Below are 21,783 nucleotides of genomic sequence, written 5' to 3' on the forward strand. Positions count from 1 at the left end.
AGTTCAAAAAAGAACGCGCGTGCTACAAAAGCCGGGATTGAAGGAGACACAGTCCATGGACCTGGCATTTACCCCTGAAGAACAGTCCTTTCGCGAGGAAGTCCGCGCCTGGGTGCGGGCCAACCTGCCCCAGGACATCGCGCACAAGGTGCGCCATTCGCTGCGCCTGACGCGCGACGACCTGCAGAACTGGGCCAAGATTCTTGGCAAGAAAGGCTGGCTGGGCTACGGCTGGCCCAAGCAGTTCGGCGGACCCGGCTGGAACGCCGTGCAAAAGCACCTGTTCGAGGAGGAATGTGCCCTGGCCTGCGCGCCGCGCATCATTCCCTTCGGCCCCGTGATGGTGGCGCCCGTGATCATGGCCTACGGCACGCCCGAGCAGCAGCAGCGCTTTCTGCCCGGCATTGCCAGCGGCGAAGTGTGGTGGAGCCAGGGCTACTCGGAGCCGGGCTCGGGCTCGGACCTGGCCAGCGTCAAGACCCGCGCCGAGCGCGTGGGCGACAAATACATCGTCAACGGCCAGAAGACCTGGACCACGCTGGGCCAGTACGGCGAATGGATCTTCTGCCTGGTGCGCACCAGCAACGAGGGCAAGCCCCAGACCGGCATCAGCTTCCTGCTGGTGGACATGAAGAGCCCTGGCGTGACCGTGCGCCCGATCAAGCTGCTGGACGGCGAGTGCGAGGTCAACGAGGTCTTCTTCGACAATGTGGAAGTGCCGGCCGAGAACCTGATCGGCGAGGAGAACAAGGGCTGGACCTACGCCAAGCACCTGCTCAGCCACGAGCGTACCAACATCGCCGACGTGAACCGCGCCAAGCGCGAGCTGGAACGCCTCAAGCGCATCGCCAAGGCCGAAGGCGTCTATGAGGACCAGCGTTTCCGCGACGAGATCGCCAAGCTCGAAGTCGACGTGGTCGCGCTGGAGATGCTGGTGCTGCGCGTGCTGTCGGCCGAGAAATCGGGCAAGAACCCGCTGGACATCGCCGGCCTGCTCAAGATCAAGGGCAGTGAAATCCAGCAGCGCTACTCCGAGCTGATGATGCTGGCCGCAGGCCCCTTCAGCCTGCCCTTCATCGAAGAAGCCATGGAAGCCGGCTGGCAGGGCGACTTCCCCGGCGGCGTGGCGGACAACGCGCCGCTGGCATCGACCTATTTCAACATGCGCAAGACGACGATCTACGGCGGCTCCAACGAGGTCCAGAGAAACATCGTCGCTCAGACGGTGCTGGGCTGATTTTGGCTGGAGTTTCGCTGACCCCAGAAGTGCGCCGGACGCGCTTCGATCAGCTTCGGGAGACAGAAAATGGACTTTGATTTTTCGGATGACCAGCAGCAACTGCGCGACGCGGTGCGCCGCTGGGTGGACAAGGGCTACACCTTCGAGCGCCGCCGCTCCATCGTCGAGGCGGGCGGCTTCTCGCGCGAGGCCTGGGGCGAGCTGGCCGAACTGGGCCTGACGGCACTGACCGTGCCCGAGGAGCACGGCGGCCTGGGCCAGGGCGCCACCGACGTGATGGTGGTGATGGAAGAGCTGGGCCGCGGCCTGGTGATGGAGCCGCTGGCACAGGCCTTCGTGGCATCCAGCGTGCTCGGCCAGCATGCCGACGCCTCCGTGGCCGGCCAGTGGCTGCCGCGCGTGGCCAGCGGCGAGGCCCTGGTCGTGCTGGCACACCAGGAGCGCCAGGCCCGTTACCGGCTCGACGTCTGCGCGGCCACGGCCGGCAAGAGCGGCAGCGGCTACACGGTGGATGCCACCAAGAGCGTGGTGCCCGCAGGCGACGCGGCCGATGCCTTCCTGGTGCCGGCCCAGCTGGACGGCAAGATCGCCCTCTTCCTGGTGGAGCGCGGCGCCAGCGGCGTCAGCACCCAGGGCTACCGGACCCAGGATGGCAGCCGCGCCGCCGAGCTGCGCTGCCAGGCGGCCCCCGCCACGCTGGTGACGACCGATGGCCTGGCCGCCCTGACACTGGCCCAGGACGTGGCCAACGCCGCCCTGTGCGCCGAAGGCGTGGGCGCCATGGAGCAGACACTGAAGCTCACCACCGAGTACATGAACCAGCGCAAGCAGTTCAACACGGTGATCGCCAGCTTCCAGGCCCTGCGCCACCGCGTGGCGGACATGAAGATGCAGCTGGAGCTGGCCCGCTCCATGAGCTACTACGCCAGCCTCAAGATGAACACGCCCGAGGCGGAGCGCCACGTGGCCATCGCGCGCGCCAAGGTCCAGCTGGGCCAGTCGCTGCGCTATGTGGGCCAGCAGTCGGTGCAGCTGCACGGCGGCATCGGCGTGACCGACGAGTACGCAGGCAGCCACTACTTCAAGCGCCTGACGCAGATGGAGATGACGGGTGGGGACACGCTGCACCATCTGGGCATCGTGTCCGGGAAGATGCAGGACACGGCCGGCGTGTTTGCCTGAGCCTCGGGTCCCGCTTCAGACCACCAGACCCCGCAGGAAACTGCGGGGCTTTTTCATGGGCTTTTCATGGGCCTTTGCTTTTTCCCATGCTTGCCCGCCGCCTCAGGTCAGCCTGTAGCCCTCGGGCCTGAGCGGCGCGGGCAGATCCGTCTCGCCCAGCGTGCGGCCCAGGCTGATCTCGATGGAGCGGCAGATGGTGTCCAGCGGCAGGTCGTTGCTCTCCAGGCCAAAGGGCTCTTCGAGTTCATCGCCAAGGGCGTCGAGCCCATAGAAGGTGTAGGCCACGATGGCCACGACAAAGGGCGTCATGAACCCGGTCGTGTCCACCAGGCCGAACGGCAGCAGAAAGCAGTACATATAGGCCGTGCGGTGCAGCAGCAGCGCATACGAGAACGGCATGGGCGTGTTGCGAATGCGCTCGCACGAGGCGGCTGCCGCCGTCATGCGCGTGAAGGTCTTGTCCATGGACGCGGCCAGACAGGGCTCCATCTCGCCACGGCGCACACACTGCGCCAGGTCATGCCCCATGGACATCATCAGTGCGTCGCAGCGCTGCTCCAGCGGCAGGGCCTGGATTTGGCGCCATTCCCTGTCCACGAGCCAGCGGCCGGCTTCGGCATCGTCGTGCAGGCCCCGCAGCTGGGACCGCAGCGAATGCGCGAAGGCAACAGCCCGGTGCACCATGCGCACGCGCACGTCGCTGTCGCGGCGCCGGGGATCGGGCACCGTGTCCAGCGCAATCAGGCTCTGGCACTGGCGCGCCAGCGTGCGCGCGCAGATCACCATCTCGCCCCAGAGCTTGCGGCCTTCCCAGTAGCGGTCATAGGCGGTGTTGTTGCGAAAGCCCAGGAAGATGGCCAGCGGCAGGCCGATCAGCGTGAAAGGGATGGGCGTCACCGTGATCTTCACGTCGAAGAGATTGCCGTGCACCAGGGTGATGATGGCGGCAAACACGATGTTCACGAGCAGCGTGACCTGGATGCGCTGGAGCACCGAGCCCCGCAAAATCAGAAACAGCCTGAGGCCGGCGGGGCGATCACGGACGATCATGGGGCGAATGATAGGTATAAACCCTTATTCGATCACATATTGAGCATGTCAATGGGCTGCGGCCATGCTCCGAACCAAAAAAAAAAAGGCGCCCCGAAGGCCGCCCTGCGTCACGACCGGTTGCCGGTCACAGCGCGTTGAAGCGGCGGCGGCGCACCATGCCCCAGCCCATGATGCCCATCAAGCCGGACATCAGGATCAGGCCCCATTCGGAGAGGGTGGGGATGGAGGCGGGCGATACGGCCACGGCCACCGCGCGGGAAGCCGTGTTGTTGGCCGGGTTGGCATCTCCGGTCGCACCGGTGCTGCCCGTCAGTGCCACCGCCCCCACGGAGCTGGGCGTTCCGCTGACCGTGCAGGTCACGCTGGCGCCCGCAGGCACGGCATCCCCTGCGGACCAGGCTGCATTGGAGGGGCTGATGCGGCAAGCGCCCTGGCTGACGCCAGGCGGCAGTCCCGTGACTGCGCACGAGGTCCCTGCCGATGCCTCGGCCGAGCCCTGGTTCTTGCAGACAAAACTGCCGCTGTAGGGCGTGCCGGCAGTGAACGCGGTCGGCAGGCCGCTCAGATCGACGCCCATGTCGGGCACTGCAACGGTGGACACATTCATGGTCGCGGTGTTGTTTGCCGCATTCGAATCATCCGTTGCGCCCGTGGTGCCCGTGACCGTGGACGAACCTGCGGCTGTGGGCGTACCGCTCACCTGGCAGGTGACCGTGGCTCCCACCGGCACCGCATTGCCCGCCACCCACGCGGCATTGCCGGGGCTGATGGAGCATGCGCCTTGCGTCACGCCAGCCGGCAGGCCGGTGACGGCGCAGGAGGTGCCGCTCACGGCGTTGGCCAGGCCCTGGTTGCTGCAGGTGAAGCTGCCGCTATAGGGAATGTTCAGCGGCGAGGTGGAGGGCAGTCCGCTCAGATTGATCTGCATGTCCGGCGTTGTGGTGACCGCGATGTTCGACGTGGCCGTGTTGTTGCCCGGGGTCAGATCGTTGTCGCCGCCCGTGGTCACCGTGACCGTCGAGCTGCCGCCTGGACCCGTCGGTGTGCCGGAGACCTGGCAGACCACCGTCTTGCCCGCAGGCACCACGGCGGGCTGCATCCAGGCCGCGCCGTCTATCGTGCATTGGCCTGCCGTCACGCCAGGGGGCAGACCGGAGGCATCGCAGATGGCCTGGCCTGCGCTGGCTGCACCATCGTTCTTGCAGGAGAAGCTGCCGGTGTAGGGGACGCCGACCACGGCGGTGGGCGGGAGTCCGGAGACATCAGGCACCATGTCGCTGCTCGCCGCGGGAGCCAGCAATTGGGTCTGCACCATGGCACCGAGCAGGGTCGAGGTCAGGTCGCCTCCGATGGTGTAGTTGCCGTTGTTGATCTGGTCTGACGGCGTGCCCGCAGGAACCTTCACGGTCATCGTGAACGTGCCCGACTGCCCGGGAGCCAGGGTCCCAAAGTCGCACTGTGCAGGATCTGAACTGCCCACGGCCGGGGCCGTGCAAGCGCCGCCGTCGCCGGCCAGCGACACGAACGTGGTCGGACTGACGCCCGCATCCGTGCCCACGGGCATGGCGGGCGTGACCTTCACGTTGTTCACCGGGGTGCTGCCGTTGTTCGTATAGGTATAGGTGTAGGTGATCTCCGTGCCGTCCGCCTTGGGCGCGCTGACAGGCCCGGACGCGCTGATCCACAGGGTCTTGGGCAGGGTCGTGCCGAAGTTGTCAACGTACAGATGGCCTGCGTGGCCACCGGCACTGCAGGCCGAGGCCACGGCCTGCAGCCTGACCTTGTCGCCTACCCGCAGGTAGGCATTGCCAGGAGCGACATCGTAGGCCTGGGGGTCGGTGTAGTTCTGGATGGCACCGCCCTTGTCGGTAAAGGTCTTCCAGGGTGCTCCCGGCTCGCCGCCGTAGTGGTACTTGAAGAACAACTCCTGGGGTGAGCCCGTCAGATCCGTGGCGGTCTGGGCGTCATAGGTCTTGACCAGCGAGATGGCAAAGTAGGGGCGATCCTCGCCTCCGTGATTGCTGGCGTACTCAAGCACGGGCGCCGCGACAAATCGAATGTGGATCTTGCCGTCCTGGTCGATGTCATCTGCAGTCAGCGTCACTTCCTGGGTGATGGAACTTGCCGTATTGACCTGCTGGGTCCAGCCGGCGAGTCCCCCCGTGACCTTGCTGGACCGAGGTATCACGTTGCTGGCTGGGGTGGCGCTGTTCGCCTTGAGGTTGATGCGGGCAGAGTGGGAGCCTGCCAAAGTCAGTTTGAGGGCGGACTGGCCGGCGTCACCCCGGAACAGGACTTCGTCTGCAGCGCCTTCCGAGCCGCTGGCGATTTCGACCAGATGGGACTTGGTGCCAGGTGGCTGCAGGCGCAACTCGCTCAAGCGCTTCGGATTGGCCTGGGTGCCATTGTTGGTCCAGGCCTGGGGGGTCCAGCCAGTCAGGTCCCCTGCCTCGAAGTCCCCATTCAGAAATGCCGCCTGCGCAACTGCACCCACCATTGCCAGGGTGCCGGCTGCAACCAGACTTCTGGCCTGCCTCCAGGCCTTCATGCGCGGCCCTGTGGGCCGGATATGCAAACTCTGTCTCGCCATACCATTCCTCTCTTCATGTGTGTTTGATCACGGTTGAAAACTCCGACGGCCCACGCCGCCCGCCTGCGCACGCCGCCCGCACCAAGCCGCCCAAGCACGCGCACGCGCTTTTGCAGCAAAAAAATGGGCGAACGAATCCCTTCCGCATGCCCGGACGGCTGCGGTTCAAAAAGCTGAAATGGAGAAGAAAAAGGCGCCTAAGGCACGAACACCAGCCCTCGGCCGAACACGGCCCTCACCGGCAGGGCCAGCCCGGAGATATCCAGGGTCTTGCGGCGAAGCCGCGTCAGCTGCGATTCGATGCGGTGAAAACCGTCATCCACATCGGCATAGCCCATGGCCTCGATCAGGGTCTGCTTGGACACCATGGTCCCGGGGGTGGCCATCAGGCAGCCGAGCAATTCCAGCTCGCGGCTGGTCAGGGCAATGATCTGGTGGTTGGGTGCGACCATGCAGGCCGACAGGGGGTCAAGGCGCCAGGTCAGGAATGGGGCGGACGCCCTGCCCGGCTGACCGGTGTTGCGGCGCAGCTGGGAGCGGATGCCGGCCACCAGCTCGTTCATGTCGGTGGGCTTGACGAAGTACTGCAGGGCGCCAGCATTGAGGCCGGCAATGCGGCTGTCCAGATCGCCGCGTGCCGTGAGCACCACCACGGGGATCTCCTGCTCGGCCAGGCGCTTGACCAGGCTCAGCCCGTCCTCGCCGGGCAGACCCAGGTCGACGACGACCAGATCTGCCTTCTCGCGCAGTAGCTTTATGTAGAAGTCTTCTGCAGAATCCGTGCCCCAGGCATGCAGGCCAGACTTTGTTAAAAATCGACACACATTGATACGAATATCCTCGTCGTCCTCTACGACGGCGACGGTGAACTCGATCGATGGCTCTAGTGTCTGCTGCATGATGTTTGCCTATTGGTGCGCGGATTTTCATTGGGGTGAACGTCCGCCGCCATGCACGAACACTCTCGAATGCTCACAGTTCAGAGAAACACACAAAAATTTACTTTTATTGCATGGATCACGGTATCGCTCGGGCTGCTCGCATTTTTCGTGCTGAGCCCGGCAACCATGTCTCCCCCTGACAAGGGACTGCGTCTGGGCAAGGACCTGCCGATGCAGGTGCTTGCCGATGCGGGCCGCAGCATGACCATTGAACAGGTCGCGGCCCTGCCCGATGATGCCTTCGAAACCCGGCGCACGCCTCTGAACGAGGGCTATACCCGCCAGGCTTACTGGGTGAGGGTTGCCATGCCTGCCCTCGCACCCGCCAGTGCGCTGGCCGGCAATGATCCGCTGTGGCTGGAGATCACGCCCACCTATCTGGACAGGGTCACGCTCTACCAGCAGGCGAATGGCCTGTGGCAGGCACGCGAAAGCGGCGACACGGTGCCCATGGCCCAGCGCATCCATGTGCGCCAGCTGGTGTTTCCACTGCGCGCCGGCCAGCCCTTTGTGCTGCGCATCGAGACCAGCAGCGCCATGCAGCTGTACGCCACGGTCTGGCGCAGCACGGGGCTGATGGCCTGGCTGTCCAGCGTGGAGTGGGCCTCGGGGGTGCACCAGGGCGTGAACCTGGTGCTGACCTTGCTGATCGCCGGCGCAGCCCTGGCCCTTCGCATGCGCAGCCTGATGGCCATGACGCTGCTGGCGTTCGTGGTTCTGACCCACAACGCCAATGTGCGCGGCTATGCCCAGCTGTGGCTGCCCGAGCCCTGGGCGCCGCATGCGGATATCTGGGTGAGCGTGGGCGTCTTCCTGCTGCCTGCCGCCTTTGCCTGGCAGGCACGCGAGACCTTGACGCGCGGCACGATCTGGCGCCGCATCGACCGCATGCTGGTGCTGCTGACCTTGGCGCCGCTGCTGGCCTTGCTCAGCATTCCCATGGGGCACTACACGCAATGGGCCTGGCTCGGAGTCAGCGTCCCCTGGATGGCTAGCATGCTGAGCGCTCTGGTGGCCTGGAAGAACCTGCTCCGCCAGGGCCCCAGCATCGTCAACCTGCTGGTGCTGATTCCCTACACGCTGCATGCGGTCATGGGCATCCACGTGGCTGCAGCGTTCACGGGGCTGGTGTCCTCCGACATCGAAGCCGGCATGTACTGGCAACTGGAATCGCTGCTGCTGTACATCCTCATCATCATTGCCGTGGGCGCCAGCCTGGTCGAGAAATTCCAGAACTCCATGGACAGGCAGGCGCAACTGGTGGAGTCATTGGCCCGCTCCGAGCACGCGCTCGAAGGCCGGGTACGCACACGCACGGCCGAGCTGCTGCATGCACAGAACGCGCTGCAGGCCGCGCTGCACGGCGAACGCACCCTGCGGCTGGAGCAGCGCCAGTTCTTCAACATGGTCAACCATGAATTCCGCACGCCGCTGGCCGTGGTGGACAGCGCGGCCACGGAGCAGTTGACCTTTCCGTCCACCGACATCGACTCCCAACTGGAGCGGGCCGCCCAGATCCGGCGTGCCTGCAGGCGACTCACGGCCCTGGTGGACAACTGCCTGGTCAGCGACCGCCTGGACGCGCCTGCGTTCCGGCTGCAGCTCGACCGGGTTCCGGTGACGGACCTGATCGACGATGCCGTACAGCTCGTGCACTGGTCGCGCCGCCATCATCTGAGGCTGGAGACTGCCGGCATCCCCGCCTCCTGGCAGTGCGATCCCACGCTGGTGCGCATCGCCCTGTCCAACCTCGTGGACAACGCCGTGAAATACGCCCAGGCCGGCGAAATCGCCGTGTGTGCCCGCCTGGACGGGCAGGGCCGGCTGGAGCTCACCGTCAGCGACGAGGGCCCTGGCCTGGCGCCCGAGTTGGCGCAGCGCATCTTCGAGCTGCACGAGCGCGGAGAGCGCTCGGACCAGACCCGAGGCTTCGGCCTGGGCCTGTGGGTGGCCCGGCGCGTGGCCCAGATGCATGGCGGCGATGTGCAGGTCACGCCAGCTGCGGGCGGAGGCACCTGCTTCACGCTGACGCTGCCCTGCAGCATTCCCGAAGACAGCGGCCTTGCCACAGCTGCAACACAGCCCGCCTCGCCATGCGTATCCTGAACCTGCTGCGTGTCCTGAACCGTCTGGCGCTGCCGGGCTGGCTGGTGTTTTCGCTGGTGCTGGTGGTCTGCTTCATCCTCAGTCCGGCCTGGCAGTCCCTTCCAGCCAAGCGCCTGCAGCTGGGCACGGACCTGCCCATGCTGGCGCTTGTCGATGCGCAGGGCAGCCTCACCATCGACCAGGTGGCAGCCCTGCCCGATACGGACTTCACCGCGCTCGACACACCGCTGAACAAGGGCTACACGCGCGATGTGTATTGGCTCAAGGTGCAGGCTCCCTATATCGCGGCCGGGAAGATCGACCCCGAGCAGGACCCTCTGTGGCTGGAGATCCTGCCCAGCTACCTGGACCAGGTCGCGCTGTACCAGTACATGGACGGCGCCTGGCGCATGCGCAGCAGCGGCGATACAGCAACCGGCGAACCACGGGTCCATGTGCGCCAGCTCGTGTTTCCGCTGTACACGGACCAGCCCTTCATCCTGCGCGTGCAGACCTCAAGCCCCATGCAGCTGGACGCCACGATCTGGCGCAGCAGCGGTCTGATGACGCAGTTCTCGGCCGTGGAATGGGCATCGGGCATCCACCAGGGCATCAACCTCATGCTGGCCCTGCTGATCATCGGGGCAGCCCTGGCCTTGCGGTTGCGCAAACTGGCCGCCATGGCCGTGGCAGCCATCGCCGTACTGATCCATGGCGCCAGCGACCGGGGCTACCTGCAGATCTGGCTGCCCGACCATCTGGCGCACTGGGGTCATCTGTGCGTCAGCCTTGGCACCCTGATGCTTCCCGCCGCCCTGGCCTGGCAGATGCGCGAGCTGCTGACCCGCGACACACGCTGGCGGCGCATGGACCGGGCCCTGCTCGCCCTGGGAATCATCCCGTTGCTGTGCCTGCCAAGCATCCCGCTCGGCCGCTACCAGGACTGGGCCTGGATAGGGGTCGGCGCGCCCTGGGCCATCAGCGCGTTGTTTGCGGTGGTCGCATGGAGCAATCTGCTGCGCGATCGTGCCAGCCTGGTCCATGTGCTGATGGTCGTTCCCAGCACCATGTACGGGCTCATGGGGCTGTATGTGACGGCAGCCTATGTGGGCCTTGCCAGCCTGCCCACCATAGAGACCAGCGTTTTCTGGCAGCTCAACACCTTGCTGGTCAACATCGTGATCACCGTGGCCGTCGGCGCCAGCCTGATCCAGAAATTTCGGGACTCCATGGCACGCCAGGCACAACTGCTCGAATCCCTGGCCAAATCCGAGCATGCGCTGGAAGAGCGCGTGCGGCTGCGCACGGCCGAGCTGCTGCGGGCGCAGAACGCACTGCAGGCGGCGCTGCACAGCGAACGCACGCTGCGACTGGAGCAGCGGCAGTTCTTCAACATGGTCAACCATGAGTTCCGCACGCCGCTGGCCGTGGTGGACAGTGCCGCCACCGAGCAACTTTCCTTTCCCTCCCCCGACATCGACTCCCAGCTCGAACGCGCCGCCCAGATCCGGCGCGCCTGCAGACGCCTCACGGCCCTGGTGGACAACTGCCTGATCAGCGACCGCCTGGACGCTCCCGCCTTCAGGCTGCAGTTGCACCGCGCTCCCGTCATGGAGCTGGTCGATGATGCCGCGCAGCTCGTGCACTGGTCTCGCCGCCACCGTCTGCGCCTGGACAGCGCGCAGGCGCCCCCCATCTGGGAGTGCGACTCCACGCTCATCCGCATCGCACTGTCCAACCTCGTGGACAACGCCGTGAAGTACGCCAAGGCCGGAGAAATCACCGTGCGCGCGCGCACCGACGACCGTGGTCAGCTGGAACTCACCGTCAGCGACCAGGGCCCAGGCCTGGCGCCCGGGCTGGCGCAACGCATCTTCGAGCGCTTCGAGCGCGGCCACCGCGCGGACCAGGCCCGCGGCTTCGGCCTGGGCCTGTGGGTCGCCCGGCGCATTGCGCGACTGCATGGCGGCGACATACAGGCGGCACCTTCACCGGAGGGCGGCACGAGCTTCACGCTCACGCTGCCGCCGCATCCCGCTCCCGCTGCGCAGTCCAAAACCTTGCAGACAGCGGCTTGAAACATGATGCGGCGAAGAATCCACGATAATGAAAAGTTCGCCACTGGCGTGGCCTGTCGGCATTTGCCGCCATCAAGGCCCGCCTCATCCTGGCCATAAACACACACCTGTCCATGAGCGCTACTTCCATCCCCGCCGATATCAACCGCAAGCACCTGGAAATGGCTCGCCAGCAGATCTCCAACGGCGATCTGCGCAAGGCCGCACAGACTCTGAACAAGGCTCACCGCAAGATGCCTGGCGATGCCCGCGTATTCATGCTGGCAGGGCTGATGGCAGAGAAGGCAGGCAACCCCGCCAAAGCAGAGGAAGCCTTCAATCGCTGCGTTGAACTCGCACCGATGTGGGGTCCGGGTCTGCTGGAATCGGCCCTCTACCGTGCGCGTCGCGATCAGTTCGATCTCGCCATTGAAATGGCGGAGAAAGTGGCGCGCATCGAGCCCCGCAATCCCCAGGTGCTGGCCGGCGTTGTGGACATCGCACACCGTGCCGGCAAGCTTGAAATGGCCGTCCTTCACCTTCGCAGGGGACTGGAACTTTTCCCCAACGATGCTCTGCTGCGACAGCATCTGGCTGCCGATCTGGCCGAATTGGGAGAACACTCCGAGGCGCTCCAGATATGGAACGCCCTGGTGGATGAATTCCCGGAACAGCCTGCCTACAAAATGGGGCGCATCAAGGTCCAAATCGCACGTGGCGAAACCACAGCGGCTCTGGACGATATCCGGACGCTCGAGGCGAAATTCCCGCAGGACGCCACACTGGCCTACTACGCGGCGCTGGCACGAGCCGAGACTCCCAAACATATTCCAGTAAAGATGCACCAGGCCATGTTCGACGAGATGGCCGGGCGCTTCGACAAGCATCTGGTTCTTGGCCTGAACTACCAACTACCGAAAATCGTTGCTGGCCAGCTGATGGAGCGCCACCCGGCCAAGGACTTCAATCTGCTGGACCTGGGCTGCGGCACCGGCTTGCTGGGGCTGTTCCTGGGTCCGATGCAAGGCTATCTGATCGGCGTGGATAGCTCGCTCAAGATGATCGAGGAAGCTGCCAAACACGGCGTCTATGACCGTTTCCACAATGTGGATCTGGTGGATGCGCTGCAAAACACACCGGCCAATGAATACGATGTTCTGACCCTGCTGGACGTGTTGATCTATATCGGCGATCCCCAACTGGTTGTTCCCAACGCGGCACGCATTCTCAAGACAGGCGGCGAGCTCATCCTCTCCTGCGAGACGGCTCCGGAAGATGGCCCGGACCTGATCCTGCAGCCCAAGCCCAGCCAACGCTACGCCCACAAGCGCAGCCATATCGAAGCACTGTGCAAGCAAGCGGGCTTCAGCGTATCGACCGAGGAACTGGTGCTGCGGCAGGAAGGCGGGCAACCGGTTCAGGGCTTCGTCGTGACCGCAACCAAGACCGCTGCCTGACAGTTCTCATCAAGCCCACGCCACCTCGTGCGTGGGCGCACCACCGTCCCCGACAAGGCTATCGCGCGCCCAGCGCGAGCTTCTGGGCACGTGCAGCAGCAGAAACTCCATCTGGTCCGCCAGAATCCGCCGGTTGCGCAGGATGAAGTCTTCCCAGAGGCTGGGTACATAGGGCGTGTAGAGCAGGGGCATGCGCGCCTGTTCAGGCGTGCGGGCGCCCTTGCGGTGGTTGCAGGAACGGCAGGCAGTCACCAGATTCATCCAGTGATGGCCGCCGCCTGCGGAGATGGGCACGATGTGTTCGCGCGTGAGGTCGTTTTCGTGGAAGACCCGGCCGCAGTAGGCGCAGATGCAGCGGTCGCGTGCGAACAGCTTGCCGTTGGTCAGGCCCGGCTGCAGGCTGTGCGGGTTGATGGAGGGCGCACCGCGCGTGCCGATGATGCTGTTGATGTGGATGACCGACTGGCAGCCCGTGACGGCATTGTGGCCACCGCGGAAACAGGCGACTTCCCCGCCGGACTCCCAGCGCACATCGTCCGCCGCGTAATGCAGCGCCGCCTGCTCCAGCGTAATCCAGGATTGGGGCAGCCCTTGGGCCGACAGCTTCAAGACCTTCACGACACGCCTCCTCTGACACCAAGGTGAACGGGAATGCAGCCAGTGCACAGGGCCTGCAAGGCAGGCCTTATCGAGGCAATATACTCTGTTTCCGTGTCGGATTGACAGCCTGTGCTGGCTGCGCGCGTGCCAGCCGCTATTGAAAACAAAGCGTCCCATGAAGATTTTTCGAGGCTTCAACCATCCAGGGCGAGAACCGGCCTGCGCCGTCACCATCGGCAATTTCGATGGTGTTCACCGGGGTCACCAGGCCATGCTGGCCCTGCTGTCGGCTGAAGCTGCCCAGCGTGGCGTGCCCACCTGCGTGCTGACCTTCGAGCCCCATCCGCGCGACTACTTCGCCCAGGCCCTGGGCCGGCCCGAGATCGCGCCGGCGCGCATAGGCACGCTGCGCGACAAGCTGTCGGAGCTGCAGCGCTGCGGCGTGGACCAGACCGTGGTGCTGCCCTTCAACCGGGCGCTGGCCAGCCAGGCGCCCCAGGCCTTCATCGATGAGGTGCTGGTGGCCGGCCTGGGCGCGAAATACGTGCTGGTCGGCGACGATTTCCGCTTCGGCGCCCAGCGCGCGGGCGACTACGCCATGCTGGACGCGGCAGGCCAGCGCCAGGGCTTTGACGTGGCCCGCATGAACAGCTACGAAGTGCATGGCCTGCGCGTGTCCAGCACCCATGTGCGCTGCGCCCTGGCCGAGGGGCGCATGCAGGATGCGGCGCGGCTGCTGGGTCATCCCTACACCATCTCCGGCCATGTGGTCCACGGGCGCAAGCTGGGCCGCAGCCTGGCCGAAAGCCGCCAGGGCGCGGGCGACGGCTTTCGAACGCTGAACCTGCGCTTCAACCATTGGAAGCCCGCGGCCAGCGGCATCTTCGCGGTGCTGGTCCACGGACTGCATGAGCGTCCTCTGCGCGGCGTGGCCAACCTCGGTGTGCGCCCTTCCCTGGACCCGACGGATGTCAACGGCGGGCGCGTCCTGCTGGAAACCCACTGCCTCGATTGGCCCGGCGCGCCGGGTGGCGAAGAGGCCTACGGTAAAATCATCCGCGTGGAACTTCTGCACAAACTGCACGACGAGCTGAAGTACGACAGTCTCGACGCCCTCACCGCCGGCATCGCCAAGGACTGCGATGACGCGCGCGCGTTCTTCGCCACCATCCACACACCCATCTACACCGAGACCCGTCGCCAGACCACGCGCGACCGAATTTGACGATCTCCGTCACCTGCCCGGGCGCGGGTGCGCACCAGGCTTCCTCCCCTTTTCCCCGTGCCTGGACCAGACGGTCCGGGCTCTGGCCTGCTTTCAAGGTTCTCCATGTCTGATTCGAAAGTCTCTCCCAACGCCAATGCGGGCTATCGCGCCACGCTGAACATGCCCGACACGCCCTTCCCCATGCGCGGCGATCTGCCCAAGCGCGAGCCGGGCTGGGTCCAGGAATGGGAGGACAAGGGCATCTACAAGAAGCTGCGCGATGCGCGCCACGGTGCGCCCAAGTTCATCCTGCACGACGGCCCGCCCTACGCCAACGGCAAGATCCACATCGGCCATGCGGTGAACAAGGCGCTCAAGGACATGATCGTCAAGAGCCGCCAGCTCGAGGGCTTCGACGCCATGTACGTGCCGGGCTGGGACTGCCACGGCCTGCCCATCGAGAACGCCATCGAAAAGCTGCATGGCCGCAATCTGCCGCGCGACGAGATGCAGGCCAAGAGCCGTGCATTCGCCACCGAGCAGATCGCCCAGCAGATGGTGGACTTCAAGCGCCTGGGCGTGCTCGGCGACTGGGACCATCCCTACAAGACCATGAACTACGCCAACGAGGCCGCCGAGCTGCGCGCCTTGAAGCGCGTCATGGAGCGCGGCTTCGTCTACCGCGGCCTCAAGCCGGTGTACTGGTGCTTTGACTGCGGCTCCTCGCTGGCCGAGTTCGAGATCGAGTACGCCGACAAGCAAAGCCAGACGCTGGACGTGATGTTCCCCACGGCCGAGCCCGACAGGCTGGCGGCCGCCTTCGGGCTGCCATCGCTGGCCAAGCCAGCCTTCATCGTCATCTGGACGACGACGGCCTGGACCATCCCCGCCAACCAGGCGCTCAACGTCAACCCCGAGCTGGAATACAGCCTGGTGGACACCGAGCGCGGTCTGCTGATCGTGGCCTCGGCCCTGGTCGAGAAGTGTCTGGCACGCTGGAAGCTCGAAGGCCAGGTCGTCGCCACCGCCGTGGGCAGGAAGCTGGACCACCTGCAGTTCAAGCACCCGCTGGCCGATATGGACAAGGGCTTCGACCGCGTCTCGCCCGTGTTCCTGGCCGACTACGCCACGGCCGATGACGGCACCGGCATCGTGCACTCGGCCCCCGCCTATGGCGTGGACGACTTCAACAGCTGCATGAACAACGGCATGACGCGCGAAGACATCCTGAGCCCCGTACAGGGCAACGGCGTCTACGCACCCGAGCTGCCGCTGTTCGGTGGCCAGCACATCTGGAAGGCCACGCCCGTCATCATCGACGCGCTCAAGCTGGCCGGCCGCCTGATGGACACCAAGACCATCACCCACAGCTACCCGCACTGCTGGCGCCACAAGACGCCCGTGATCTACCGCGCCGCAGCCCAGTGGTTCATCCGCATGGACGAGGGCGAGGGCGTGTTCACCAAGCCCGGCGACAAGCCCGCGCAGACGCTGCGCCAGATCGCACTGGAAGCCATCGAGCACACCCAGTTCTACCCGGAGAACGGCAAGACCCGCCTGCGCGACATGATCGCCGGCCGCCCCGACTGGTGCATCTCGCGCCAGCGCAGCTGGGGCGTGCCCCTGCCCTTCTTCCTGCACAAGGACAGCGGCGAGCTGCACCCGCGCACCATGGAGATCATCGACCAGGCGGCCACCATGGTCGAGCAGGGCGGCATCGAGGCCTGGAGCCGCGTGACGGCCGAGGACATCCTGGGCGCCGAGGAGGCCGTGCACTACACCAAGAGCACCGACATCCTCGAAGTCTGGTTCGACTCCGGCTCCACCTTCTGGCACGTGATGCGCGGCACGCACGCCGACATGCACCACGACCAGGGCCCCGAGGCCGACCTCTACCTGGAAGGCCATGACCAGCACCGCGGCTGGTTCCATTCGTCGCTGCTGCTGGCCTCGGCCATCTTCGGTCGCGCGCCCTACCGCGGCCTGCTGACCCACGGCTTCACCGTGGACGGCCAGGGCAAGAAAATGTCCAAGTCGCTGGGCAACACCGTCGCCCCGCAGGACGTGAGCAACAAGATGGGCGCCGAGATCATCCGCCTGTGGGTGGCCTCGACCGACTACTCGGGCGACCTGGGCATCGACGACAAGATCCTCGCCCGCGTGGTAGACGCCTACCGCCGCATCCGCAACACGCTGCGCTTCCTGCTGGCCAACGTCAGCGACTTCGATGCTGCGCAGGACTCGGTTCCCACCGAAGAGCTGCTGGAGATCGACCGCTGGGCCCTGGCCCGCGCGGCCCAGTTCCAGGCCGAGCTGCTGGCCCACTACAAGGTCTATGAATTCCACCCCGTGGTGGCCAAGCTGCAGCTGTTCTGCTCGGAAGACCTGGGCGGCTTCTACCTGGACGTGCTCAAGGACCGCCTGTACACCAGCGCGCCCAAGAGCCTGGCCCGCCGCAGCGCCCAGACCGCCCTGCACCAGATCACGCATGCCATGCTGCGCTGGATGGCGCCCTTCCTGTCCTTCACGGCCGAGGAGGCCTGGAAGGTCTTCGGCGACAGCGAGTCCATCTTCCTGGAGACCTACACCGACCTGCCGGCCGGTGACGAGGCCCTGCTGGCCAAGTGGGCGCGCCTGCGCGAGATCCGCGACGTGGTGAACAAGGACATCGAGGCCGTGCGCACCGAAGGCCGGGTCGGCTCCTCGCTGCAGGCCGAAGTCAGTGTCTCGGCCCAGCCCGAAGACCTGGCCCTGCTGCAAAGCCTGGGCGACGACCTGAAGTTCGTCTTCATCACCTCGGCGGCCGAGGCCCTGGCGGGCGAGGCGCTGCAGGCCGCCGTCACACCCAGCAGCCACGCCAAGTGCGACCGCTGCTGGCACTACCGCGCCGACGTGGGCATCAACCCCGAGCACCCCAGCCTGTGCGGCCGTTGCGACAGCAACCTGCACGGTGCTGGCGAAGAGCGCCACAAGGCGTAATCAACCCCTGAGGCGCTGCCATGACCCCTACCTTTGCTGCGGTCCCCGAATCCCGCAACAGCCGCATCTGGCCCTGGCTGGCCTGGTCGCTGGCGATCATCGCCATCGACCAGCTCACCAAGCAGTGGATCCTTGGTGCCTACCAGCTGGGTGACTGGACGCCGATCACGGGCTTCTTCAACATCGTGCGGGCCCACAACACGGGCGCGGCCTTCTCGTTCCTGGCCGGAGCGGGCGGCTGGCAGCGCTGGCTGTTCGTGGGCATCGGCGTGGCGGCCACGCTGCTCATCGTCTGGCAGTTGCGCAAGCATCCGGGGCAGAAGCTGTTTTGCTTCTCGCTGGCCAGCATCCTGGGCGGCGCCATCGGCAACGTGGTGGACCGCCTGCAGCACGGCTACGTGGTGGACTTCCTGGACTTCTACTGGGGCCGTTCGCACTTTCCGGCCTTCAATGCCGCCGACATCGCCATCAGCGTGGGCGCGGGCCTGCTGATCCTGGACGAGGTGCTGCGCGCACGGCGGGCCAAAAGAACCTGATCCCCGCCGCGGCGCACGCCACGACAGCCAGCCCAGCCCCTCCTGCGAGGGGCTTTTTCATGGAGGCTGCCGCCAACTGCGTGCCAACGGGCTTTCTCCTCGGGTTTTCCTGAGTGCGTTTTTGGTCAACCGAAATTCTTTTTGATTCGTTTTATTTCTACAATTTTCTTTATTTCGCACCAAACTGTGCGCTCATGCGGCCGACTCTCCTGCGCGCAAGCCGGGACCGGGGTTATATTGGTCCGCTTCTCCGCTCACAGCACATGAAGCACTTACTCAATCTACTGGCCGCCATCGCCCTGCTGGTCTGGGGCACGCACATGGTCCGCACCGGCGTGTTGCGGGTGTTCGGCGCCAACCTGCGCGACCTGCTCGCCCACAGCATGAGCAACCGTTTCTCGGCTGCGCTGTCGGGTTTGGGTGTGACTGCGCTGGTGCAGTCGAGCACGGCCACCTCGCTGATGACCTCGGCCTTCGTGGGCCAGGGCCTGATCTCGCTGCCGGCCGCGCTGGCCGTGATGCGCGGCGCCGACGTGGGCACGGCGCTGATGGCCGTGCTGTTCTCCACCGACCTGTCCTGGCTGTCGCCGCTGTTCATCTTCGTGGGCGTGGTGCTGTTCATCACCCGCCAGGACACCACGGCCGGGCGCATAGGCCGCGTGCTGATCGGCCTGGGCGTGATGCTGCTGGCGCTGCGCCTGGTGGTCGAGGCCACCGAGCCGCTGCTGGAAGCCCCCGCCGTGCGCACCCTGCTGGGCTCGGTCACCAGCGATATCTTCATGGAGTTGCTGCTGGGTGCGCTGCTGGCCGTGATGGCCTATTCCAGCCTGGCCATCGTGCTGCTGATCGCGGCCATGGCCAGCTCGGGCGCGATTCCCATGGAAGTGGCGCTGGGCCTGACGCTGGGCGCCAATATCGGCAGCGGCCTGGTGGCCGTGCTGACCACGGCCAAGTCCAGCACCGAAGTGCGCCAGGTCACCATCGGCAACATGCTGTTCAAGATCATGGGGGTGGCCATCGTGGCGCCCTTCCTGGGGCTGTGGGCCACCTACGTGATGCCGATGATCGACGGCAAGGGCCAGAACATCGTGCTGTTCCACCTGGCCTTCAACATCTTCAACAGCCTGTGCTTCATCGGCCTCACGCAGACCGTGGCGCGCTGGGTGACGGCCCTGCTGCCCAAGCCCGAGGCCAGCTCCACCAGCCTGCTGCGCCCGCGCCACCTGGACCCGTCGGCGCTGAGCACGCCATCGCTGGCCATTTCCTGCGCCGCGCGCGAGGCCCTGCACCAGGCCGACATGGTCGAGTCCATGCTGATCGGCATGCAGCGGGTACTGGAGACCGACGACCTCAAGCTGTCCCAGGAGCTGCGCGAGCTTGAAGGCACGGTGGACGATCTGTACTCGGCCATCAAGTACTACATGACCAAGATCTCGCGCGCCGAACTGGACGAGCGCGAGGGCCAGCGCTGGACGGAAATCATCAGCTTCACCATCAACATGGAGCAGATCGGCGACATCATCGAGCGCGTGCTGCTGGACATCGAGGACAAGAAGATCAAAAAGGGCCGCCAGTTCTCCGAGGCCGGCACGCAGGAGATCCGCGAGCTGCTGCACCACCTGCTGGACAACCTGCGCCTGGCAATGAGCGTGTTCCTCAACGGCAATGTGCGCGAGGCACAGAAGCTGCTGGAGGAAAAGGCGCGTTTCCGCGACCTGGAGTTGGCCTACTCGGCCACCCACCTGGCGCGCCTGTCCGACAACACCGTCTCCAGCATAGAGACCAGCTCGCTGCACATCGACCTGATCAGTGACCTCAAGCGCATCAACTCGCTGCTGTGCTCGGTGGCCTACCCCATCCTCGAATCGGCCGGCGCCCTGGCGCCCAGCCGGCTCAAGGAATCGGCACTGAACAAGACGGCGCGCTGAAGCGTTTCACCAGCCCAGCCAGGCCGCCAGCACCTGGGCGGCCTCGGGCGTGAAGCGGCCCTGCAGCAGCCATTCGACGAGCTGGTCGCGCTCGATCAGCGCAAAAGCCTGGACCTCGCCATCCTGGTTGCCGGGCTCCAGCGCCGGCGGCACGGTGGCGCTGAACCAGTCGATGCGCTCGCGCATGAAGCCCCGGCCCTCGGCCTCGTCACTGGGGCGCTCGAACAGCACATGGCCGCCATGGCGCAGGCCCTGCAGCTCGGCCACGCGCAAGCCGGCCTCTTCCCAGGTTTCACGCTCCACGGCCTCGGCCACGGTATCGCACGCGGCCACCATGCCGCCCATCAGCGTGTCCCACATGCCGGGGTTGGTGGGCTTGTTGTCGGCGCGCTGCTGCACCCAGATGCGGCCATCGGCCGTCTCGCCCACCAGATGCACGGCCTGGGTGGCAATGCCCAGCGGGCGCACGGCGCCGCGCTCCACGGTGGCAATGCGCTGGCCCTGGACGTTGCACACGGCCAGTTGCTCATCGCGCCAGGGGCCGCTGTGGCCCGTGGCACGCAGCACCCGGGCCAGGGCGTTGAGCAGGACCGTGGCATCGCCCTGGCCTTGCAGATGCCATTGGCCGGCCTGCAGGCGCAGTGCCACGCCGTGGGCATGCATCACATCGTCCGGCAGCAGCGCGGCCAGGCCGTCTTCCAGCGAACCGGTCTCCTGCCCCGTCACCAGCAACGGCCGGCGCGGCTGCAGCGCGGGCTGGCGCGTGTCGGCGCGCAGGCGGTCCAGCCAGGCTTTCACGGCCGGGTCGGCCGGGTCAGCCGGATCAGTCAGGCGCTTTTGCACACTCATGGCAGCAGGATGGTCGAGCCGGTGGTCTTGCGCGCCTCCAGGTCCATGTGGGCCTGGCGCACCTCGGCCAGCGGATAGCGCTGGTCGATATGGATCTTCACGGCACCGCTTTCCACCACGGCGAACAAATCGTCGGCCATCGCCTGGGTGGCCTCGCGGCTGGTGATGTGGGAGAACAGGGTCTGGCGCGTCACATACAGCGACTTGGCCGCCAGCACGGCAGGAGCGAAAGGCGCCACGGGGCCCGAGGCGTTGCCGAAGCTCACCAACAGGCCGAAGCGCCGCAGGCAGGCCAGCGAGCCTTCCCAGGTGTCCTTGCCCACGCTGTCGTAGACCACCTTCACACCCTGGCCGCCCGTGATCTCCTGCACGCGCTCGGCGAAGTTCTCGCTGCGGTAGTTGATGGCATGGGCTGCACGGTTGGCCAGGGCCAGCGCGCACTTCTCGTCCGAGCCTGCCGTGGCGATGAGCTGCAGGCCCAGTGCCCTGGCCCATTGGCAGGCGATCAGGCCCACGCCACCGGCCGCCGCATGGAACAGCACGGCATCACCCGGTGCCAGGCCCTCGACCGGAATGCATTTCTTGAGCAGGTACTGCGCGGTCAGGCCCTTGAGCATCATGGCGGCGGCCGTCTCGAACGCAATGGCATCGGGCAGGCGGCACACGCACATGGCGGGCATGACGCGCACCTCGCTGTAGCTGCCCGGCGGATTGCTGGCATAGGCCACGCGGTCGCCCACGCCCAGGTGCTGCACGCCCTCTCCCACGGCCTCGACCACGCCTGCGCCCTCCATGCCCAGGCTCAAGGGCATGGGCAGCGAGTACAGGCCCGAGCGCTGGTAGACATCGATGAAGTTCAGGCCCACCGCATGGTGGCGTATGCGCACCTGGCCCGGCCCGGGCTCGCCCACGGCGACCTGCACCAGCTCCAGGACTTCGGGGCCGCCGTTGTGGCGGATCTGCACTGCAATACCCATGGGATGCACTCCTGCAAAAAACCAACAAGAGCGGCATCGTGCCATGTTTCGGGAGGCCACGCGCAAGACGCTGCACCGGGCCCGCACAGGACTGGCGCAAGG

At 65.9% G+C, this 21,783-nt stretch carries 15 protein-coding genes; 9 read left to right on the plus strand and 6 right to left on the minus strand.

Annotated elements, in window-relative coordinates; genetic code table 11:
* Window positions 1-55: 55 nt before the first annotated feature.
* Together ACF8LI_RS17275 and ACF8LI_RS17280 are read left to right on the plus strand one after the other, a co-directional pair.
* On the plus strand, window positions 56-1,237 hold the full coding sequence (locus ACF8LI_RS17275) for an acyl-CoA dehydrogenase family protein (protein ID WP_017405188.1): 1,182 nt from the start codon (window positions 56-58) through the stop codon (window positions 1,235-1,237).
* A 69-nt stretch (window positions 1,238-1,306) separates the two neighbouring features.
* Window positions 1,307-2,422, plus strand: a complete 1,116-nt coding sequence (locus tag ACF8LI_RS17280) for an acyl-CoA dehydrogenase family protein (protein ID WP_016451097.1) — start codon at window positions 1,307-1,309, stop codon at window positions 2,420-2,422.
* A 102-nt stretch (window positions 2,423-2,524) separates the two neighbouring features.
* On the opposite strand, the gene ACF8LI_RS17285 is transcribed toward ACF8LI_RS17280, so the two are convergent.
* The 3 genes from ACF8LI_RS17285 to ACF8LI_RS17295 form a co-directional block, all read right to left on the minus strand.
* Window positions 2,525-3,472 carry a bestrophin family protein gene (locus tag ACF8LI_RS17285; protein WP_016445753.1) on the minus strand — a complete coding sequence of 316 codons (948 nt, stop codon included), beginning with the start codon at window positions 3,470-3,472 and terminating at the stop codon, window positions 2,525-2,527.
* 127 nt (window positions 3,473-3,599) lie between these two features.
* On the minus strand, window positions 3,600-5,855 hold the full coding sequence (locus tag ACF8LI_RS17290; RefSeq protein WP_392413453.1) for an IPTL-CTERM sorting domain-containing protein: 2,256 nt from the start codon (window positions 5,853-5,855) through the stop codon (window positions 3,600-3,602).
* A 407-nt stretch (window positions 5,856-6,262) separates the two neighbouring features.
* The gene (locus tag ACF8LI_RS17295; RefSeq protein ID WP_016445751.1) at window positions 6,263-6,964 is read right to left on the minus strand and encodes a response regulator transcription factor; all 702 of its coding nucleotides are present in this window, start codon (window positions 6,962-6,964) and stop codon (window positions 6,263-6,265) included.
* A gap of 168 nt (window positions 6,965-7,132) precedes the next feature.
* On the opposite strand from ACF8LI_RS17295, the gene ACF8LI_RS17300 reads away from it, so the two are divergent.
* The 3 genes from ACF8LI_RS17300 (at window position 7,133) to ACF8LI_RS17310 (ending at window position 12,605) form a co-directional block, all read left to right on the plus strand.
* Complete coding sequence (locus ACF8LI_RS17300; protein ID WP_047326582.1) at window positions 7,133-9,112, plus strand: ATP-binding protein; 1,980 nt, start codon at window positions 7,133-7,135, stop codon at window positions 9,110-9,112.
* Window positions 9,100-11,169 (plus strand): ATP-binding protein, encoded by a 2,070-nt coding sequence (locus ACF8LI_RS17305; protein ID WP_392413454.1) that lies wholly within the window; start codon window positions 9,100-9,102, stop codon window positions 11,167-11,169. The genes ACF8LI_RS17300 and ACF8LI_RS17305 overlap by 13 nt, the downstream gene beginning before the upstream one ends.
* Before the next feature lie 113 nt (window positions 11,170-11,282).
* The gene (locus ACF8LI_RS17310) at window positions 11,283-12,605 is read left to right on the plus strand and encodes a tetratricopeptide repeat protein (RefSeq protein WP_017405184.1); all 1,323 of its coding nucleotides are present in this window, start codon (window positions 11,283-11,285) and stop codon (window positions 12,603-12,605) included.
* A 9-nt stretch (window positions 12,606-12,614) separates the two neighbouring features.
* Here the strand turns inward: ACF8LI_RS17310 and ACF8LI_RS17315 are convergent, their stop codons facing one another.
* The gene (locus ACF8LI_RS17315) at window positions 12,615-13,223 is read right to left on the minus strand and encodes an HNH endonuclease (RefSeq protein ID WP_016445747.1); all 609 of its coding nucleotides are present in this window, start codon (window positions 13,221-13,223) and stop codon (window positions 12,615-12,617) included.
* 157 nt (window positions 13,224-13,380) lie between these two features.
* Here ACF8LI_RS17315 and ACF8LI_RS17320 point away from each other — a divergent pair, with 157 nt between their 5' ends.
* The 4 genes from ACF8LI_RS17320 to ACF8LI_RS17335 all read left to right on the plus strand — a co-directional run bounded on the left by ACF8LI_RS17320 (window position 13,381) and on the right by ACF8LI_RS17335 (window position 19,855).
* On the plus strand, window positions 13,381-14,430 hold the full coding sequence (locus ACF8LI_RS17320) for a bifunctional riboflavin kinase/FAD synthetase (RefSeq protein ID WP_034399628.1): 1,050 nt from the start codon (window positions 13,381-13,383) through the stop codon (window positions 14,428-14,430).
* Between the two features lie 105 nt (window positions 14,431-14,535).
* Complete coding sequence (gene ileS, locus ACF8LI_RS17325) at window positions 14,536-17,391, plus strand: isoleucine--tRNA ligase (RefSeq protein WP_392413456.1); 2,856 nt, start codon at window positions 14,536-14,538, stop codon at window positions 17,389-17,391.
* Between the two features lie 20 nt (window positions 17,392-17,411).
* Window positions 17,412-17,927, plus strand: a complete 516-nt coding sequence (gene lspA / locus ACF8LI_RS17330; protein WP_013800899.1) for a signal peptidase II — start codon at window positions 17,412-17,414, stop codon at window positions 17,925-17,927.
* Window positions 17,928-18,190: 263 nt separating this feature from the next.
* Window positions 18,191-19,855 (plus strand): Na/Pi cotransporter family protein, encoded by a 1,665-nt coding sequence (locus ACF8LI_RS17335; RefSeq protein ID WP_013800898.1) that lies wholly within the window; start codon window positions 18,191-18,193, stop codon window positions 19,853-19,855.
* Window positions 19,856-19,861: 6 nt separating this feature from the next.
* On the opposite strand, the gene ACF8LI_RS17340 is transcribed toward ACF8LI_RS17335, so the two are convergent.
* Together ACF8LI_RS17340 and ACF8LI_RS17345 are read right to left on the minus strand one after the other, a co-directional pair.
* The gene (locus tag ACF8LI_RS17340) at window positions 19,862-20,704 is read right to left on the minus strand and encodes an NUDIX domain-containing protein (RefSeq protein ID WP_392413459.1); all 843 of its coding nucleotides are present in this window, start codon (window positions 20,702-20,704) and stop codon (window positions 19,862-19,864) included.
* A complete protein-coding gene (locus ACF8LI_RS17345) occupies window positions 20,701-21,681 on the minus strand; it encodes a quinone oxidoreductase family protein (RefSeq protein WP_392413461.1) in 981 nt (326 codons plus the stop codon). The genes ACF8LI_RS17340 and ACF8LI_RS17345 overlap by 4 nt, the downstream gene beginning before the upstream one ends.
* Between the last annotated feature and the right edge of the window lie 102 nt (window positions 21,682-21,783).

This window comes from Delftia sp. WSY_12, assembly GCF_043104645.1.
GTDB classification, from domain to species: Bacteria; Pseudomonadota; Gammaproteobacteria; order Burkholderiales; family Burkholderiaceae_C; genus Comamonas; species Comamonas tsuruhatensis.

Coding starts and splice junctions, on each gene's coding strand:
- ACF8LI_RS17300 (WP_047326582.1), top strand. CDS start 7,133: ATGTCTCCCCCTGACAAGGGACTGCGTCTGGGCAAGGACCTGCCGATG.
- ACF8LI_RS17280 (WP_016451097.1), top strand. CDS start 1,307: ATGGACTTTGATTTTTCGGATGACCAGCAGCAACTGCGCGACGCGGTG.
- ACF8LI_RS17310 (WP_017405184.1), top strand. CDS start 11,283: ATGAGCGCTACTTCCATCCCCGCCGATATCAACCGCAAGCACCTGGAA.
- ACF8LI_RS17285 (WP_016445753.1), bottom strand. CDS start 3,472: ATGATCGTCCGTGATCGCCCCGCCGGCCTCAGGCTGTTTCTGATTTTG.
- lspA (WP_013800899.1), top strand. CDS start 17,412: ATGACCCCTACCTTTGCTGCGGTCCCCGAATCCCGCAACAGCCGCATC.
- ACF8LI_RS17345 (WP_392413461.1), bottom strand. CDS start 21,681: ATGGGTATTGCAGTGCAGATCCGCCACAACGGCGGCCCCGAAGTCCTG.
- ACF8LI_RS17275 (WP_017405188.1), top strand. CDS start 56: ATGGACCTGGCATTTACCCCTGAAGAACAGTCCTTTCGCGAGGAAGTC.
- ACF8LI_RS17320 (WP_034399628.1), top strand. CDS start 13,381: ATGAAGATTTTTCGAGGCTTCAACCATCCAGGGCGAGAACCGGCCTGC.
- ACF8LI_RS17305 (WP_392413454.1), top strand. CDS start 9,100: ATGCGTATCCTGAACCTGCTGCGTGTCCTGAACCGTCTGGCGCTGCCG.
- ACF8LI_RS17340 (WP_392413459.1), bottom strand. CDS start 20,704: ATGAGTGTGCAAAAGCGCCTGACTGATCCGGCTGACCCGGCCGACCCG.
- ACF8LI_RS17295 (WP_016445751.1), bottom strand. CDS start 6,964: ATGCAGCAGACACTAGAGCCATCGATCGAGTTCACCGTCGCCGTCGTA.
- ACF8LI_RS17335 (WP_013800898.1), top strand. CDS start 18,191: ATGAAGCACTTACTCAATCTACTGGCCGCCATCGCCCTGCTGGTCTGG.
- ileS (WP_392413456.1), top strand. CDS start 14,536: ATGTCTGATTCGAAAGTCTCTCCCAACGCCAATGCGGGCTATCGCGCC.